Below are 16,753 nucleotides of genomic sequence, written 5' to 3'. Positions count from 1 at the left end.
CGCGGCTTTACCACCATTTCGGAAGCATTGAAGGACGACCCCGAGCAACTGACGACGCTGATCAATCGTCTGCTGACGCCATTGTCGGAAATCGTCCTCGAAAGCGGCGGCACCATCGACAAATATATCGGCGACTGCCTGATGGCCTTCTGGAACGCGCCGCTGGACGACGAGAAACATGCAAGCCATGCCGTCGGCGCGGCGCTGAAGATGCTGGAGGCGATGGACGTCCTCAACGCCGAACTGCGCGCGGAAGCGGAAGGGAGATCGACCAAGCCCCAGACCCTGCGCATCGGGATCGGCATCAATACCGGCGATTGTGTCGTCGGCAATATGGGCTCGTCGCGCCGGTTCGACTATTCGGTGCTGGGCGATTCCGTCAATCTCGCCTCGCGTCTCGAGGGCGAATCGAAAAACTACGGCGTGCCGCTTTTGATCGGTGAGCAGACCGCGCGGCTGAGTGCTGCCGATTTCACCGTCGCGGAGCTCGACAGCATCACCGTCAAGGGCCGCACCACGCTGTCGCCGATCTTCACGGTGCTGCGGCCGATACCGGCGGATGCGCTCGCCCGCCATGCCGCCCTCGTCCAGGCCAAATATGCCGGTGATCTCACGGCCGAAAGCCCGGAATTTGCCGCGCTCGAACATGAGATTCCACAGCTCCAGGCCTATTACCAGATGATGCGATCGCGCCTGCAGTGAGCCGGCTAATCATCCCAAGCCAGACCCCGGCGACCAAACCGCCCTTGACGCTCCACCAGAAACTGTGCCTAACTTGACGTATTCACCAGGGGGGTCCCGACAAGGGGCTGAGATACTGCTGGCTTTCGCAGCGCAGTGACCCGTTGAACCTGATCCAGTTCATACTGGCGTAGGGACGGTGCAAGCGCTGCCACGACCCGGATTCCGTCTGCGGACCGCGTCAGCGTCTTTTCATCATTCCGGCTCTGTTGACTGGGTCTCCAACCTTTGGAGCCTCAACCATGACGATTGCCGCAAAGCCCATCACTCCGACTGTCACCACCGGGCCGCTGCCCGCCTCCCGCAAGGTGTATATTCCCGGCGAACTTCACCCGGAGATCCGCGTGCCGATGCGCGAGATTGCCGTGCATCCGACATCGGGCGAACCGCCCGTCACCGTCTACGACCCCTCCGGCCCCTATACCGATCCCGCCCATCTCGTCTCCATCGATGCCGGCCTGCCGCGCCTTCGCCAAGAATGGCTGGCGAAAAGCGGCGACCTCGAGAGCTATGATGGCCGCCACGTCAAACCCGAAGACAATGGCTTCGCCACCGGCGAGCGGCTGACACCGGAATTCCCGCTGCGCAACCAGCCGCTGAAGGCCAGGGACGGCAAGGCGGTGACCCAGATCGCCTATGCCCGCGCCGGCATCATCACACCGGAAATGGAATATATCGCCATCCGTGAAAACCTCGGCCGCAAGGCGGCGAGGGAAGCGCTGGTGCGCGACGGCGAAAGTTTCGGCGCGCGCATACCGGATCATGTCACCGCCGAATTCGTCCGCCAGGAGGTCGCGCTCGGCCGGGCGGTCATCCCCGCCAATATCAACCATCCGGAGTCCGAACCGATGATCATCGGCCGGAATTTCCTCGTCAAGATCAATGCCAATATCGGAAATTCCGCCGTCACCTCGTCGATGGCCGAAGAAGTCGAGAAAATGGTCTGGGCGACGCGCTGGGGCGCCGATACCGTCATGGATCTTTCCACCGGCCGCAACATCCACAATATCCGCGAATGGATCATCCGCAATTCACCGGTCCCGATCGGCACCGTGCCGCTCTACCAGGCGCTGGAAAAGGTCAACGGCATCGCCGAGAACCTCACCTGGGAGGTCTATCGCGACACGTTGATCGAGCAGGCCGAACAGGGCGTCGATTATTTCACCATCCATGCCGGCGTGCGGCTCGCCTATATCCCGCTCACCGTCAACCGCGTCACCGGCATCGTTTCACGTGGCGGCTCGATCATGGCCAAGTGGTGTCTTCATCACCACAAGGAGAGCTTTCTTTACGAGCATTTCGATGAGATCTGCGACATTGCCCGCGCCTATGACGTCACCTTCTCGCTCGGCGACGGCCTGCGTCCCGGCTCGATCGCCGATGCCAATGACGCCGCGCAATTCGCCGAGCTGGAGACGCTGGGTGAACTGACCCGGATCGCCTGGGCGAAGGACTGCCAGGTGATGATCGAAGGCCCCGGCCATGTGCCGATGCACAAGATCAAGGAGAACATGGACAAGCAGCTGGACGTCTGCGGCGAGGCGCCCTTCTACACGCTCGGGCCGCTGACCACCGATATCGCACCGGGTTACGATCACATCACGTCCGGCATCGGCGCGGCGATGATCGGCTGGTTCGGCACCGCCATGCTCTGCTATGTCACGCCGAAGGAGCATCTCGGCCTGCCAGACCGCAACGACGTCAAGACCGGCGTCATCACCTACAAGATCGCCGCCCATGCCGCCGATCTCGCCAAGGGTCATCCGGCAGCCCAACTGCGCGACGACGCGCTGTCGCGTGCCCGTTTCGAGTTCCGCTGGGAAGACCAGTTCAACCTGTCGCTCGATCCGGAAACGGCACGCTCCTTCCACGACGAAACCCTGCCGAAGGAAGCCCACAAGGTGGCGCATTTCTGCTCCATGTGCGGGCCGAAATTCTGCTCGATGCGGATTTCCCACGATATCCGGGCCGAGGCGCAGAAAGAGGGACTGGAGGCGATGGCCGCGAAATTCCAGGCCGGTGGCGATCTCTACATGCCGCTTGGCCCGGACGGAACCGTTGTTCCCGCGGGAGAGTGACCATGCGCGTCCTGATCCGGGGGGCCGGCGTTGCCGGCCTCACCCTTGCCCATAAACTTGCCTCGAAAGGGGTTGATGTCGAGGTCGCGGAAAAGGCAGCGCGGCCCGGTGGCGGCGCATCCTGGTTTGCCGGAGGCATGCTGGCGCCCTGGTGCGAGAGCGAAAATGCGCCGGATGCCGTCATGCAGCTCGGCCGGCCGGCGGCGGACTGGTGGGAGACCGCCCTGCCCGGGCATGTCGTTCGGCAGGGAACGCTGGTCGTTGCGCCGCCGCGCGACGCGGCGGACCTTGGCCGCTTCGCCAGCCGTACCTCCGGCTTCGACTGGCTGCGAGCCGAGGAGATCGACGCTTTGGAGCCATCGCTTGCCGGACGTTTCGGCAAGGCCCTGTTCTTCCGGGACGAGGCGCATCTCGATCCGCGCCGCGCACTCAGTGCCCTGCATGAAAAGCTGATCGGGATCGGCGTTTGCTTCCACTTCGACAGCCAAGCCTATCCAGCGGATGGCTTTGATCGCGTGATCGATTGCACCGGCGCGCGGGCTATCGGCGACGCTCCGCGCCTGCGCGGCGTCCGAGGGGAAATGCTGATCCTGGAAACGCCGGATGTGCAGCTGTCGCGGCCCGTCCGGCTGCTGCATCCGCGCATCCCTCTCTATATCGTGCCGCGCGAAAACCATCGCTTCATGGTCGGTGCGACGATGATCGAAAGTGAGGACGCTGGACCGATCAGCGCCCGCTCGCTGATGGAACTGCTGAACGCCGCCTATGCCGTGCATCCGGCTTTCGGCGAGGCCCGGGTCGTCGAAACCGGCGCTGGCGTGCGGCCAGCCTACCCGGATAATCTTCCGGCCTTCTTCGATGATGGCGGAACTTTGCGCGTCAACGGTTTCTATCGCCACGGCTTCCTGCTCGCCCCCGCGATCGCCGCACGCGCGGCGGATCACGTTCTTTCGTCCCTTTCCGGAAAATCCGAAGGACGGCCTATGTTCACGCCGCCAGTCCCCGGGTATTCCGACTCACCCCGCATTGGAGCAAGCCGATGAACCTGACGATCAACGGCGAGGATCACCAGACGGACATTTCCGTCCTGTCAGACCTGCTGATCTCCCTCGAATACGAGGGGGACTGGCTGGCGACAGCCGTCAACGGCGAACTGGTGCATCGCGAGGAGCGCGCGGCTTTCAGTTTGTCCGACCGCGACCGTATCGAAATCCTTTCACCAATGCAGGGAGGCTGACCATGCTGACGCTCTATGGAATAGAGGTCGCCTCGCGCCTGCTGCTCGGCACATCGCGTTATCCTTCTCCTTCCATCCTTGGCGACGCCGTCCGCCGGTCGAAAACGGAAATCGTCACAGTGTCCCTGCGCCGCGAGACGGCGGGCGGCCGGAGTGGCGGCACCTTCTTCGAACTCATCCGCTCGCTCGGCGTCAGGGTCCTGCCCAACACCGCCGGCTGCCACACGGCGAAGGAAGCCGTGCTGACCGCCAGGATGGCGCGTGAGGTCTTTGCCACCAACTGGATCAAGCTTGAGGTCATCGGCAATCACGATACGCTGCAGCCAGATGTCTTTGGCCTCGTCGAGGCGGCACGGATCCTCAGTGAAGATGGGTTCGAAGTCTTTCCCTACACGACCGATGACCTTGTCGTGGCGGAGCGGCTGCTGGATGCGGGTTGCAAGGTGCTGATGCCCTGGTGCGCACCAATCGGCTCGGCCATGGGACCGATCAACTCCATGGCGCTTCGCAGCATGCGCGGCCATTTTCCGGATATCCGGCTGATCGTCGATGCCGGTATCGGCCGGCCGTCGCATGCCGCGACCGTGATGGAGCTTGGCTTCGATGCCGTGTTGCTCAATACGGCGGTGGCCGGTGCGGGCGATCCCGCCGCCATGGCGCAAGCCTTTGCCAGCGCCATCGATGCAGGCCACATGGCCTATGCTTCAGGGCTGCTGGAGCCACGCGACATGGCCGTTCCCTCGACGCCGGTGATCGGCAAGGCGGTGTTTCATGAAGCTTGATCCCTTCTACCTGATCGTCGATAGCGCCGAGTGGATCGAACGCCTCGTACCGCTCGGCGTCAGGCTGGTACAGCTCCGCAAGAAGGATGGCGGTGAGGCGGAATTGCGCACCGACATCCGCCGCGCCCAAGCGACCTGCACCGCCCATGATTGCCAGTTGATCATCAACGATCACTGGCGCCTCGCGATCGACGAGGGATGCGACTTCGTCCATCTGGGCCAGGAAGACTTGGGCCTCGCCGATCTCAAAGCGATCCGCGCCGCCGGTTTGAAACTTGGCCTTTCGACCCATGACGAGGCCGAACTCGAGACCGCGCTGGCCGCCTCCCCGGATTATGTGGCGCTCGGGCCGGTCTGGCCGACCATCCTGAAGAAGATGAAATGGGCGCCGCAGGGGCTGGATCGGTTGCGCGACTGGAAGGCCCGGATCGGTAGCCTGCCGCTCGTCGCCATCGGTGGACTCAACATCGACAGGATCGACAGCGTCTTCGCCCATGGTGCAGACTCGGCGGCCCTCGTCACCGACATCACGCTGAATGCCGATCCGGAGGCCCGCACCCGGCAATGGATCGAGAAGACGGCGCCATGGCGATGAGGCCGCATGTCCTCGTCGTCGCCGGCTCGGATTCATCCGGCGGCGCCGGCATCGTTCGCGACATCGAGACACTCGCTGCTTTTGGAGTAAAGGCTTCCGTGGCGATCACCGCCGTCACCGTCCAGACCCATGCCGGCGTTGGCCATGTCGACGCAGTCGCGCCGGATATCGTCGCTGCGCAGATGCGGGCGTCGCTGGCCGCGAACACGGTCGCCGCAATCAAGATCGGCATGCTGGCGACATCCGATACGGTGTGGGCTGTTTCAAGCGTTCTTGAGGATCGTCCGGATATCCCCGTCGTGCTCGACCCTGTTCTGGTTTCGACGTCAGGCGCCGCTCTGCTGCCCCCTGATGCCAAACCCGGGCTGCTCGCCCTCTTTCGCCAGTGTGCACTGGTCACGCCGAACCTGCCGGAACTGTCCTGGCTGGCATCAGGTCTGTCGGAGGGCGCACTTATACAGGCTGGGGATCTGATCCAGAGCGGCGCGCGGGCCGTGCTTGTCAAGGGCGGTCATGGCACCGGCGAGCAATCGATCGATATCCTGCTCCGCCCCGGCCATCCGGCGCATTCATTTGCTTCACCCCGTCTTGCCGTGACGATGCGCGGCACCGGCTGCATGCTGGCAAGCGCCGTCGCCGCGCGCCTTGCCCATGGCGACGAACTTGCTGCCGCGATTGACGGCGCGAAGGCCTATGTTCACGGCGAGCTCGTGGACGAGATTCTCCACCGAACATAGGTTCAGCCCCTTCAAATTCCGCTGGCGGCCCGATATCCGACAGACCGGCGACCCGATCTCGATTTTTTCGCGCCACGCGTCTATCGATATCGGACCTCGTGCGTTTACCGGCACCACCAGGATGAAAACATGCGATCAGATCAATGGCTTTCCCTCATCATCATCGCCCTGATGATGGCGGCTTTCGTATGGGGCCGCTACCGGTACGATATCGTTGCCGCTGGTTCGCTGCTCGCGGCGGTCATCGTCGGCATCGTTCCGGCGAAAGAGGCATTTTCGGGTTTCTCGGATGACATCGTCATCATCGTGGGAAGCGCCCTTGTGGTCAGCGCGGCGATCTCCCGATCCGGCGTCATGGATATCGCACTGCGCCGTGTCTCACCGGAAAAACGCGGGCCAAGGGCGCAGTTGATCATCCTTGTCGTCATTGTTGCGGTTCTCTCGGCGTTCATCAAGAATATTGGCGCATTGGCGATCATGATCCCCGTCGCCGTGCAGATGGCGCGCAAATCCAGTGTCTCTCCGTCCATGTTCCTCATGCCGATGTCGTTTGCTTCGCTGCTGGGTGGACTGATGACGCAGATCGGCACATCGCCGAACATCATCGTTTCGCGGGTGCGCGAGGAAATCACCGGCACGCCCTTCACCATGTTCGACTACACGCCGGTCGGCGCGGCCCTGACGGTGGTCGGCATCCTATTTCTCGGCGCCTGCTACAAGCTCCTGCCGGAGCGGCGAAAAGACGAAGCCTCGATGCACGAGGCGGTCAAGATCAAGAACTACACCACCGAGGCAAGCCTCACCGCACAGTCCACCGCCACCGGCCAATCGATTGCCTGGCTGCAGAAGCCGGCTCAGGGCGACGCCATGGTCACGGCCATCATTAGCGACAACGGCGCGAGACGCACGCCCCTGCCGGACACGATCCTCAAGGATGGCGATGTCCTGATCATCGAGGGAGAACAGGGTGCGCTCGACAAGATCGTCAGCGAAGGAAAGCTGCGACTGTCCGACCGCAAGCACGCCAAGGATGCGGTCAAGGACGTCAGTTCGGTCGAGGCGATCGTCGGCGAACATTCCCGCCTGATTGGGCTCAGCGCCAAGGACCTGTCACTGTTCGAAAATACTGGCCTGAACCTTCTCGCCGTCAGCCGCCGCGACAAGCGGTTTGTCGAACGCCTGGGCGAGATCAAGATCCGCAACGGCGACGTTCTGGTCCTGCAAGGCAATCTGCAGCGTCTCCCGGACATGTTGCGCGAATGGGATTGCCTGCCCCTGGTCGAACGCGATCTGAAACTGGGGAGCGTCCGCACCGGCCTCATCCCGGTGTTGATCCTCATGGCCACGATGGGAGCCACCGCGTTCGGTGGCGTGCCGGTTGCAACCGCATTCTTCGCGGCTGCCTTCCTGATGGTCGTCTCCGGATGCGTGCCGCTGCGCAGCCTTTACAGTCATCTCGACGCACCTATCCTGATCATGCTGGCGGCGTTGATCCCCATCAGTGATTCACTCAGGACCACAGGCACCACCGAGGTCATCGCCGATCTGCTTTCGAGGACCGCGGCGATCCTGCCGCCCTATGGCGCTCTCGCGCTGATCCTGGCGGCGGCGATGGCGGTCACGCCCTTCCTCAACAATGCAGCGACTGTCCTGGTCATGGCCCCGATCGCAGCGACTTTCGCGGAAAAACTGGGGTTCGCACCCGACGCGTTCCTGATGGCTGTCGCCATCGGCGCCGGCTGCGATTTTCTGACGCCGATCGGGCATCAGTGCAATACGCTCGTCATGGGTCCGGGCGGCTACCGCTTTGGAGACTACGCGCGCCTGGGCCTGCCGCTCTCGATCCTCGTGCTCATCGTCAGCGTGCCCATTCTGTTGATCGCCTGGCCGATATGAATGTCATGGCGACCATGACAGGTGTCAGGTACTCTCGGTTGAGGCAGTCGGGCGGCGCGCCAGTTTTCCTTCCTCTGCCTTGTAGAAATATTGGCTTGCGACAAGCCAACCCTTCAACGGTCGCAGTGGTGGAATGCAGGTCGCCAGCATGAACGGACCGGTGACGAGAAGGTGCACCCACAAAGGCGCGCTATACTGGACCTCAAGCCAGACGCCGAGCAGCACGCTCGGAACGCAGCCGAAGCAGATGACGAAGAAGGCCGGACCATCGGCCGGATCGGCGAAACCATAATCGAGGCCGCACACCTCGCATTCGGGCCGCAGCTTTAGAAAACCGTTGAAGATGTGGCCCTGGCCACAGCGCGGGCAGCGACCTTTTAGGCCTGTCGTGGTCGGCGGGATCGGGGGCCATTCCGTGTGCATGACGAATGCTCCTGTGAGCTACAATCAATATCATCATTGACTGCATTCAATATAGCATCATTATTTGGATTGACCCTATACGGCATAGTGACGCATAGCTTCGTCCGCTTCCGACAAGTGAGAGGTGACGATGCAGGGCGGCAGATCGCCTCAGAAGAATGACGCCGAGCGCTCGGGCGGACCTTCGAGCGCATGCCCCATAAAATCCAATGCGCCTTGAAGTTTCTCGCGGTCGATCGGGCCGCCGAGGCAGACCCGCACCGCTTCCGGTGCGATACAATCGACGGTGAAGGCATCGCTGGCAACGACGCCGATGCCGGCCGAGCGCATATGGCTGGCAAAGATGGAGCGCGTCCAGCCATTGACCAGCGGCAGCCATATGTTGAAGCTGATCGGATCGCTGCGATAGCTTCCGGCAGGCAGGATGGCGGCCACCATGTCCTGCCGGGCCGATGCCTCTTCGCGCAGGAAGCGCAGGATCGCATCGGCCGTACCGTCTTCGATCCAGCGCGTGGCAAGCGCCATGGTGAGCGGCGAGGCCATGACGTTTACGGCCCGCATCGCGCCGGCAAACGGCCAGATCGCCTTGCTATCGGGGGCGACGACATAGGCCAGCCGCAGTCCCGCGCCAAGACATTTGGCCAGCCCGCCGATATGCCAGGTCAGATCCGGCGCAAGGGCGGCAAAGGGCGTCGGTGCCTGTTGCGGAATGAACCCGTAAGCATCGTCCTCGATGATCGGCACACCATATTTCTGGGCGACCACACAGATGTCACGCCGACGCTGCTCGGGAATCGTCAGCGTCAGCGGGTTCTGCAGGGTCGGATTGAGATAGAGCGCCTTCGGGTTCAACTGTTCGCAGGCCGCCGCGAAAGCATCCGGCAAAATACCGTCTTCGTCGATCGGCAAGCCGGACAGGACAAGGCCGAGCTGCGCGGCGATCGAGCGAATGCCGGGATAGGTGATGTTTTCCGAAAGGATCGTTTCACCCGGCCTGGCCAGCAGACCGCAAATCGCCAGCAGCGCCGGATGCGCGCCCGGCGTCACGAAGATTCGGTCCTGCGACGGCACAAGACCCCGTCGGGCAAGCCAGCCGGCCGCGGCCTCCTTGTCCACGGGCAAGCCGCCAAATCCCTGGTAGCGTAGAAGCGGAACGAGATTCGCCGCCACCGTCGCCATGCCTTCACGCATGCGGGCGATAAGCTCCGGATCGGAAGGTTCCGGCGGCAGGTTCATGGAAAGATCGATGGCCGCTTCCCGGTAGAGATCGGGGGCAATATAGGAGACTGCACTGCCACCCGCCTTGTTCGGCCCACCCGACACGAACGTACCGCGCCCCACATGCGAATCCACCAAACCCCGCTTCCGCGCTTCGGCATAACCACGGGCGACGGTGGTGAAATCGATATCGATACGCTTGGCGAGCTCCCGCTGCGGCGGCAGCCGGTCGCCGACTTCAAGCACACCGTTGCGCAAATCCATCTCGATCCGATCGGCAATCGCCATGTAGCGCGGGCTGCTGCTCAGGCTGAGATCCGGTCGCCAGTCTTTCATTGCGGTCTGCCAATATTCTTGCCGTCGATATTGACTGTATATTGTTGCAAATTCTCCCTGTCACCAACAATGTCGAATCCGGCCAAAACCGGTGTCCATCCGGCCGAGATATTCTGGCTTTCACGTCGCGTCCTCGAGGATCATCGCGGCGCCCTTTTCCGCAACCATCATCGTCGGCGCATTGATATTTCCGGCCGAGACATTCGGAAAGACCGAGGCATCAACGATACGCAGGCCCTGAATGCCATGTACCCTAAGCCGGCTATCGACCACGGAACGCGCCGCATCCGGCCCCATCGCGCAACTGCCGCAGAGATGATAGATCGAGCTGGCATTGGCACGGAAATAATCAAGCAGGCTGGCATCGCTATCGGCCGCAGGTGATGGTGAAACCTCAGCCTCGATGACGGCGGCAAGCGACGGGGCCGATGCGATGCGGCGGACCAGCCGGCTGCCCTGGATGACTTCGTCGATATCCCGATCGGTGGACAGATAATTCGGCTGGATCAGCGCGGCGTCGGACGGATCGGGCGAGGCAAGCCCGATGCGGCCACGGCTGGTTGGCCGGCAGGAATTGAAGGCAATCAGGAAGCCGGCATAGGGTTCCGGCACCATGGAGGCGCTCTTGTTCACGGGGATGCGGTAGGACAGCGGATTGAAATAGATCTGGATGTTCGGCCGCGCTTCGTCCGGCCGGCCACGGAAGAAACCGCCGGCCTGATTGACACTCATGGCGAAAGGCCCCTTGCGGGTGAGCATGTATTGCAGCCCCAGGCGCGCCTGGCCGAAGAGACTGCCGAACGTGCCGTTCAGGGTCGGCTGGTTGGCGCGGTAGTAGAAACTGGCGGCCAGATGGTCCTGCAGGTTTTCGCCGACGGCCGGTAGATGAACGCGGGTCTCGATGCCCTTCTGGGCCAGTGCTTCGCCATTACCGATACCGGACAGTTGCAGAAGTTTCGGCGTATCGACGGCCCCGGCAGCGACGATCACTTCGCGACGTGCCAGAAAGGTTCGGCGCTGCCCGTCCTGAACGACCTCGACGCCGGTCACGCGGCCGTCTTCCGCCAAGACCAGCTTCTCCGCCACCGCCCGCCGTTCGATCGCGAGATTTGGCCGCTTCAGGGCCGGACGCAGATATTCGGCGCTGGAATGCGAGCGCCGGCCGTTGCGCGTATTGATGTCATAGACCCCCGCCCCTTCGATCGAGGCGCCGTTGAAATCCGGCGTCGAGGGCAGTTGCAGCTCTTCGCAACCCTTCAGGTAGGCGTCGGTGACCGGATGCGTCATGCCGCGCATCGGCGTCACATGGATCGGCCCCTTGTCGCCATGCCAGTGCGAGGCGCCTTTTTCGTGGGTTTCCAGCTTGCGGAAATAGGGCAGGACATCGGCCGCCGCCCAGCCCGGATTTCCGGCCACCGCCCAGTCATCGAAATCATCGGCGGCGCCGCGTACGAAGACCATGGCGTTGATCGATCCGGACCCGCCCTGGACCTTGCCGCGCGGCACATAGATACGCCGACCGGCAAGCTCGATTTCCGGCTCGGTCGAATACATCCAGTTGACCTTGGGATTGTAGTAGCTCCTGGCGTAACCGATCGGGATCCTGAACCAGAAGGAATCGTCGCCCCCGCCCGCTTCGAGCAGCAGGACGCTGTAGTGGCCGCTCTCGCTGAGCCGGCTTGCCAGGATACAGCCGGCCGAACCTGCGCCGACAATGACGAAATCGTGGATCATGGGAGGCCCCTGCGCGGCTCAGCCCCTGGCGGGCATGAACGCCTTGATGTCGGCGGGGTCGGCGGCCATCTGCAGATGCAGGCGCTCGCCGGTATAGGGCGAATGTTTCGCGATCACGTCGAGGTTCAACTCGATGCCAAGGCCGGGTTCGCGCGAGGGAATGAGATATCCGTCGTCGAACTGCAGCTTGCTTTTCAACACCTCGCCGTGGAAGCCGCCGAAATCCATGATCGCTTCATGGATGAGGAAATTCGGCGTCGCGGCCGACAGCTGGATACTGGCGGCGGCACCGACCGGGCCGTTATAGAGATGCGGCGCGATCTGCGCGTAGAAAGCCTCGGCCATACCTGCAATCTTCTTGGCCTCGAGCAGCCCGCCGACGCGGGCGACGTTCATCTGCAGGATCGAGGCGGCGCCAAGCTGCAACACGCGCTGGAACTCATACTTCGTCGTCAGCCGTTCGCCGGTCGAGACCGGAATGGACGTGCCGCGCGCAACCTCGGCCATGGCGGCTTCCTGTCCGGGCGGCACCGGCTCCTCGAACCAGAGCGGGTCGTATTTCTCCAACCGCTTTGCGAGGCGAATGGCGGAGGACGGCACCATCTGCCCATGCGTTCCGAACAGGATATCGGCGCGGCTGCCGATCGCCTCGCGGATCCTGGCGCAGAACAGTTCGCAGCGATCGAGCACACCCAAGGACAGCTGGTGGCCGGAATAATTGGTATACGGTCCGGCGGGATCGAACTTGACGGCGGTAAAGCCCATCTCAACGACGCGGATCGCCTCTTCCGCCGCAAGGTCCGGATCGTTGTAGTCGTACTCGCCGGCGGCATTCTTCGGGTAGAGATAGGTATAGGCGCGCAGTTTCTCGTTCACCGTGCCGCCGAGCAGGTCCGCCACCGGCCGGCCGGCGGCCTTGCCGATAATGTCCCAGCAGGCGATTTCGAGGCCGGAAACGATGCCCATCATCGTCGTATCGGGCCGCTGGGTGAAGCCGCTCGAATAGGCCGCCCGCCAGAAACGCTCGATCTGGTGAGGATCATGATCGAGCAGATAGCGCTGGAAAACGTCGTCGATCAGCGGAACCATGGCCGAGGGATGAAAGGAGGTCGCATAGATCTCTCCGACGCCCGAAATGCCGCAGGCGGTCTCCAGCTCGACAAAAATCCAATACATGCCGCCGACATGCGGCGGGGGAACGGCAACCACATGGGTTTTCAGCGATACGATCTTCATGGCGTGTTCCTTGACTGCTGATGAACAAGAAGGCGGACGAAGGTTTCCAAAAACTGCCCCTCGCCCTAGCCCTCTCCCCGCTCGCAGGGGGAGGGGACAACGAAGCTTGCCGCGTGCACCTTCTCCCCCGTCAGAACGGGGAGACGATGGCCGATAGGCCGGATGAGGGGCAGTCACAGTTTCTCAATGCTTCAAAATCACAAGCCGGGTCTGCGTGAATTCCAGCATGCCATGCTTGCCGTCGTCGCCGCCGAGGCCGGATTTCTTCCAGCCGGCATGGTAGCCTTGATAGGGATCGGCCGGAAAACGGTTGATGTAGAGCTCGCCGGCCTCGATCTCGTTCGCCGCCTGCATGACCTTGCGGTAATTCTCCGAAAACAGCACCGACGCCAGCCCGAATTGGTGGTCGCTGGCGAGCGCCAGGGCCTCGTCGAAGGTTTCGTAGGGTATGACGGCGAGTACCGGGCCGAACACCTCTTCGCGCACGATTTCCATATCCTGGCGGCAGCCGGACAAAAGCGTCGGTGGGTAGAAATAGCCGGGGCCATCCGGCACCATTCCACCTGCCTCGACCGCCGCCCCCTCTTCCCTCGCCCGCTCAACCATGGCGTGAATGCGATCGCGCGCCACCGCATTGGCAAGCGGCCCCATGAGATCGGGATCGCCTGAACGGTTGCCGAAGCGGCGGGCGGCGAAGCCGGTGCGCAGCTTTTCGACAAGGGCATCATGGACCGAAGCATGCACATAAAGCCGCTCGGCCGAGGTGCAAACCTGTCCGCAATGGGCGGTCTTGGCTGATATGATCGAGCGCGCCACCAGATCGAGATCGGCATCGGGCTCGACGATGACGGGTGTCTTGCCGCCGAGTTCCAGCGAGGGCTTGGCGATATTGACCTTGCAGTAGTCCAGCACCATCTGGCCGGCGCTGACGCTTCCAGTCAGCGTGATCATTCCCACGGACGGCTCGGTGCACATGGTGCGCGCCACCTCATGCGACATGGTCATGATGTTGATCAGGCCGGCCGGCAGGTCAGCCTCCAACACAGCCTGCGCAAACGCGAAGGCGGAGGTCGGCGTCGTATTGCTCGGCCGCACGACGACGGCATTGCCGGTGATCAGAGCGGGCGCAATCTTGCGCACCAGCGTGTAGATCGGGAAATTGAACGGGATGAGGCAAGCGACGACGCCGATCGGCTCGCGCTTCAGCATCAGCGTCTCGTTCGGCGTATCGCTTTCGATCACCTCGCCTTCGACCCGGCGCGCCCATTCGGCGTGGTAGCGCATCAGTTCGACGCCGTAGATCGCTTCCGCCGTCGCATCTGCAAGGCTCTTGCCGGATTCCCGGGCGAGCGCCGCGCCGATTGCGGGCGCATGCCGCTCGACGGCATCGGCCAGACGCCGGAGCGCATCGCCGCGCTGGATGGCGGGAAGCACGCGCCAGGCCTTCTGGGCATCCCGCGCGGCCTTCACGGCGCCGATCACATCCGCGTCGCTCGCGGCGGGCACGCTGGTGAAGACAGCGCCGTCCGCCGGATTGCGCACATCGATGCCGACAGACGCAGATGGCTCGACAAAGCGGCCGCCGATGAAGTTGCGATGCTGTGCCATAAGACCACCCGAACCACTTGCTGTTTACAGCGCCGCGCGCCAAACAGGACGCGCAAAGGTCGCTGTAACGCTTTAAATATGCTGCATAATTTTCCCCTTAAATCGATTCCGGTTTAAGGGTTATGCAGTAGCAAGTAGAGCGATGATCCTCCCGGTTTCGCAAGCGACTTATTCTCGGGCCAAGCATTCCAAAAACGAATGTTCGGCCCCGTCGATAATTATGTCGCGGCGGCGGCCTGATCGAGCGCCGCTTCGCTCAGCAGCCAGGCATGAAAATCACGGACATTGGCCGGTTCCGGCTGGCCGGACCGGGTCACCAGCCAATAGGATTCATGCCCCTCGACGCCGATATCGAGGACCGGCACAAGCGCGCCACTCTCCAGCTGCGGCCCGACCATGAAGCGATCGACCACGGCAATGCCGAGCCCGTTGCAGGCAGCCTCGATCTCCAGGTCGAGCAGGTCGAATTCCATGCCGCCGCGAATATCGATGTCACCAAACCCGGCCGCGTCCAGCCAGTGCTGCCAGGTCAGATAGCGCTGGTCGGCCGAGGCGAGCACATGCAGGAAGGTGAAAGCGGAAAAATCGATCCGGCCATCGCGCGTCGCGGCCTTGAGCAGATCGGGCGCACAGACGGCGATATGACGCTCGGTCATCAGGATGCGCGATTGCAGCATCGGCCATTCGCCGTCTCCGAAGCGGATCGCGCAATCCAGCAGGCCGCGCTCGGCGAGACTGTCCCGGAGCTCCGTGCTGAGGCTGATCTCGACATCCGGAAGCGCCCGGCGCAGGCGCGACAGCCGGGGCATCAGCCAGCGCTTGGCAAAGGTCGGCGGCACATTGATGCGCAGCCGATTGCGATTGCTGGTCTCGACGATGGAGCGCACGGTCTGCTCGATCGTGTGAAAGGCCTGCTGGAGCGTCACCATCAGTTCGGTTCCGGCGCGCGTCAGTTCGAGATCGTGATGGCGGCGGATAAGCAGGTCCTTGCCAAGCTGTTTCTCCAGATTGCGCACCTGCCGGCTGACGGCGCTTTGTGTGAGGTTCAGCACCTCCGCGGCACGGGTGAAACTCCGGGTCTGGCCGACGACCTCGAACACCTTCATTGCCGACAGCGCCGGTAATTTTCGCATGCACGCATTTCCATAACATTTGGCGCGGACGATCAACAACGCCCGAGGCAATCGCAGATCTGAAGGTACTTTGGCCGCGACATTGAATCAACGGCCCTTTGCAGGGCGTCGTTTCACATGGTCGGTGGCGCATTGATCCTTGCCGCGCGTACGAAAACTCCATCGCAGGCTATCAAATTAGTCACGCGGTTGCATAGGATGCACAAACGCAAAAAGCTCCTAGCGTGTTATGGCGAGGAGCTTGGAAGCAAATATTCAGAGTGGTCGAATTTACAAGTTTTGTTGGTTGCGGGGTCCTGATGGCGCTGAGACTTGCAAATTCAGGCACATACGGTTGACGCACTTTCACGCCGCCGTGGCCAACTTGCAATATTCTAACTCGGCCAAGGAAGAAGTCACTTCGCGACAATCTCCCGTCCGACGCCACCTACATCCAGTCACGAACGTGTCCCCACCATTGTTATATTGCATAGTAGTAAGCGCGATTTTTGCTTCGCAGGACCCGAAAGCCGTCATATTTGGCCTCTGAGCGATGAAGCCGGCAACCCGCGTTCTGAGATATCAATCACGATACGGCATCGTCCGTTTTCGAGCAGCCGCTTAGCGAGACTCCATGACAGAGTTGACGGCGTAAGCCGCCTCAGATGCTCGGTTCCTATTTTGGACGATCGCTGCGACTTCGGACGTGTGACGCGTTCCCCATGCACACAATGGGGCGAGAACGCTGGCTAGACTTTCCCCAAAATCAGTCAGTTCGTATTCCACGTGAGGCGGCACCGTTTGGAAATCAATGCGACGAATGACGCCATCGTCCGTCATTTCCTTGAGATGTTGGATAAGCATCTTCTCGCTGACATTCGTGACCAGCCTGCGGAGTTGGCCAGTGCGCTTGGGGCCATTGGCCAGATGATAGAGAATAAGCGGCTTCCACTTGCCTCCAAGGATCGCCAGCACTGCCTCAAGGCCACACTTGAAATTCGTCTCGGTCATATTCCTCTC

15 protein-coding genes and 1 riboswitch are annotated in these 16,753 nt (G+C 62.2%); of the genes, 8 read left to right on the top strand and 7 right to left on the bottom strand.

Annotated features, from left to right (window positions below; genetic code table 11):
- From VL202_RS14615 to VL202_RS14580, 8 genes are all read left to right on the top strand, one after another.
- The coding region (locus VL202_RS14615) for an adenylate/guanylate cyclase domain-containing protein (RefSeq protein WP_325464826.1) at nucleotides 1–702 on the top strand (702 nt) is incomplete at its 5' end.
- 77 nt (nucleotides 703–779) lie between these two features.
- Nucleotides 780–896: riboswitch (TPP riboswitch) on the top strand.
- Nucleotides 897–983: 87 nt separating this feature from the next.
- The gene (gene thiC / locus VL202_RS14610; RefSeq protein ID WP_325464825.1) at nucleotides 984–2,819 is read left to right on the top strand and encodes a phosphomethylpyrimidine synthase ThiC; all 1,836 of its coding nucleotides are present in this window, start codon (nucleotides 984–986) and stop codon (nucleotides 2,817–2,819) included.
- 2 nt (nucleotides 2,820–2,821) lie between these two features.
- Complete coding sequence (thiO, locus tag VL202_RS14605) at nucleotides 2,822–3,862, top strand: glycine oxidase ThiO (RefSeq protein ID WP_325464824.1); 1,041 nt, start codon at nucleotides 2,822–2,824, stop codon at nucleotides 3,860–3,862.
- Nucleotides 3,859–4,056 (top strand): sulfur carrier protein ThiS, encoded by a 198-nt coding sequence (thiS, locus tag VL202_RS14600; protein WP_325464823.1) that lies wholly within the window; start codon nucleotides 3,859–3,861, stop codon nucleotides 4,054–4,056. Before thiO ends, thiS begins: the two co-directional genes overlap by 4 nt.
- Nucleotides 4,057–4,058: 2 nt before the next feature.
- On the top strand, nucleotides 4,059–4,838 hold the full coding sequence (locus tag VL202_RS14595; RefSeq protein WP_325464822.1) for a thiazole synthase: 780 nt from the start codon (nucleotides 4,059–4,061) through the stop codon (nucleotides 4,836–4,838).
- Nucleotides 4,828–5,433 (top strand): thiamine phosphate synthase, encoded by a 606-nt coding sequence (locus tag VL202_RS14590; protein WP_325464821.1) that lies wholly within the window; start codon nucleotides 4,828–4,830, stop codon nucleotides 5,431–5,433. Before VL202_RS14595 ends, VL202_RS14590 begins: the two co-directional genes overlap by 11 nt.
- Entirely contained in the window at nucleotides 5,424–6,170 is a 747-nt protein-coding gene (locus tag VL202_RS14585) for a hydroxymethylpyrimidine/phosphomethylpyrimidine kinase (protein WP_325464820.1), read from the top strand. The genes VL202_RS14590 and VL202_RS14585 overlap by 10 nt, the downstream gene beginning before the upstream one ends.
- A 129-nt stretch (nucleotides 6,171–6,299) precedes the next feature.
- The gene (locus tag VL202_RS14580; protein WP_325464819.1) at nucleotides 6,300–8,066 is read left to right on the top strand and encodes an SLC13 family permease; all 1,767 of its coding nucleotides are present in this window, start codon (nucleotides 6,300–6,302) and stop codon (nucleotides 8,064–8,066) included.
- 24 nt (nucleotides 8,067–8,090) lie between these two features.
- On the opposite strand, the gene VL202_RS14575 is transcribed toward VL202_RS14580, so the two are convergent.
- From VL202_RS14575 to VL202_RS14545, 7 genes are all read right to left on the bottom strand, one after another.
- Entirely contained in the window at nucleotides 8,091–8,489 is a 399-nt protein-coding gene (locus VL202_RS14575; RefSeq protein WP_325464818.1) for a DUF983 domain-containing protein, read from the bottom strand.
- A gap of 150 nt (nucleotides 8,490–8,639) precedes the next feature.
- Nucleotides 8,640–10,043 (bottom strand): PLP-dependent aminotransferase family protein, encoded by a 1,404-nt coding sequence (locus VL202_RS14570; RefSeq protein WP_325464817.1) that lies wholly within the window; start codon nucleotides 10,041–10,043, stop codon nucleotides 8,640–8,642.
- 120 nt (nucleotides 10,044–10,163) lie between these two features.
- Entirely contained in the window at nucleotides 10,164–11,777 is a 1,614-nt protein-coding gene (locus VL202_RS14565; protein ID WP_325464816.1) for a GMC family oxidoreductase, read from the bottom strand.
- An 18-nt stretch (nucleotides 11,778–11,795) separates the two neighbouring features.
- Nucleotides 11,796–13,013 carry a mandelate racemase/muconate lactonizing enzyme family protein gene (locus VL202_RS14560; RefSeq protein WP_325464815.1) on the bottom strand — a complete coding sequence of 406 codons (1,218 nt, stop codon included), beginning with the start codon at nucleotides 13,011–13,013 and terminating at the stop codon, nucleotides 11,796–11,798.
- A gap of 183 nt (nucleotides 13,014–13,196) precedes the next feature.
- Nucleotides 13,197–14,621, bottom strand: coding sequence for an aldehyde dehydrogenase (aldA, locus tag VL202_RS14555; protein WP_325464814.1), 1,425 nt, complete (start codon nucleotides 14,619–14,621; stop codon nucleotides 13,197–13,199).
- A 218-nt stretch (nucleotides 14,622–14,839) separates the two neighbouring features.
- Nucleotides 14,840–15,754, bottom strand: a complete 915-nt coding sequence (locus VL202_RS14550; RefSeq protein WP_325464813.1) for a LysR substrate-binding domain-containing protein — start codon at nucleotides 15,752–15,754, stop codon at nucleotides 14,840–14,842.
- A gap of 600 nt (nucleotides 15,755–16,354) precedes the next feature.
- The gene (locus tag VL202_RS14545) at nucleotides 16,355–16,744 is read right to left on the bottom strand and encodes a helix-turn-helix domain-containing protein (protein ID WP_325464812.1); all 390 of its coding nucleotides are present in this window, start codon (nucleotides 16,742–16,744) and stop codon (nucleotides 16,355–16,357) included.
- Nucleotides 16,745–16,753 lie beyond the last annotated feature (9 nt).

This window comes from Pararhizobium sp., assembly GCF_035497515.1.
In the GTDB taxonomy this organism is placed as follows: Bacteria; Pseudomonadota; Alphaproteobacteria; order Rhizobiales; family Rhizobiaceae; genus Pararhizobium.
The sequence above is the reverse complement of the archived record's forward strand: the minus strand, read 5'-3'. Positions and strand labels throughout refer to the sequence as shown.

What these genes read in the sequence shown, in the direction of transcription:
- thiC (WP_325464825.1), top strand. Translation starts at nt 984, where the DNA reads ATGACGATTGCCGCAAAGCCCATCACTCCGACTGTCACCACCGGGCCG.
- thiO (WP_325464824.1), top strand. Translation starts at nt 2,822, where the DNA reads ATGCGCGTCCTGATCCGGGGGGCCGGCGTTGCCGGCCTCACCCTTGCC.
- thiS (WP_325464823.1), top strand. Translation starts at nt 3,859, where the DNA reads ATGAACCTGACGATCAACGGCGAGGATCACCAGACGGACATTTCCGTC.
- VL202_RS14595 (WP_325464822.1), top strand. Translation starts at nt 4,059, where the DNA reads ATGCTGACGCTCTATGGAATAGAGGTCGCCTCGCGCCTGCTGCTCGGC.
- VL202_RS14590 (WP_325464821.1), top strand. Translation starts at nt 4,828, where the DNA reads ATGAAGCTTGATCCCTTCTACCTGATCGTCGATAGCGCCGAGTGGATC.
- VL202_RS14585 (WP_325464820.1), top strand. Translation starts at nt 5,424, where the DNA reads ATGGCGATGAGGCCGCATGTCCTCGTCGTCGCCGGCTCGGATTCATCC.
- VL202_RS14580 (WP_325464819.1), top strand. Translation starts at nt 6,300, where the DNA reads ATGCGATCAGATCAATGGCTTTCCCTCATCATCATCGCCCTGATGATG.
- VL202_RS14575 (WP_325464818.1), bottom strand. Translation starts at nt 8,489, where the DNA reads ATGCACACGGAATGGCCCCCGATCCCGCCGACCACGACAGGCCTAAAA.
- VL202_RS14570 (WP_325464817.1), bottom strand. Translation starts at nt 10,043, where the DNA reads ATGAAAGACTGGCGACCGGATCTCAGCCTGAGCAGCAGCCCGCGCTAC.
- VL202_RS14565 (WP_325464816.1), bottom strand. Translation starts at nt 11,777, where the DNA reads ATGATCCACGATTTCGTCATTGTCGGCGCAGGTTCGGCCGGCTGTATC.
- VL202_RS14560 (WP_325464815.1), bottom strand. Translation starts at nt 13,013, where the DNA reads ATGAAGATCGTATCGCTGAAAACCCATGTGGTTGCCGTTCCCCCGCCG.
- aldA (WP_325464814.1), bottom strand. Translation starts at nt 14,621, where the DNA reads ATGGCACAGCATCGCAACTTCATCGGCGGCCGCTTTGTCGAGCCATCT.
- VL202_RS14550 (WP_325464813.1), bottom strand. Translation starts at nt 15,754, where the DNA reads ATGCGAAAATTACCGGCGCTGTCGGCAATGAAGGTGTTCGAGGTCGTC.
- VL202_RS14545 (WP_325464812.1), bottom strand. Translation starts at nt 16,744, where the DNA reads ATGACCGAGACGAATTTCAAGTGTGGCCTTGAGGCAGTGCTGGCGATC.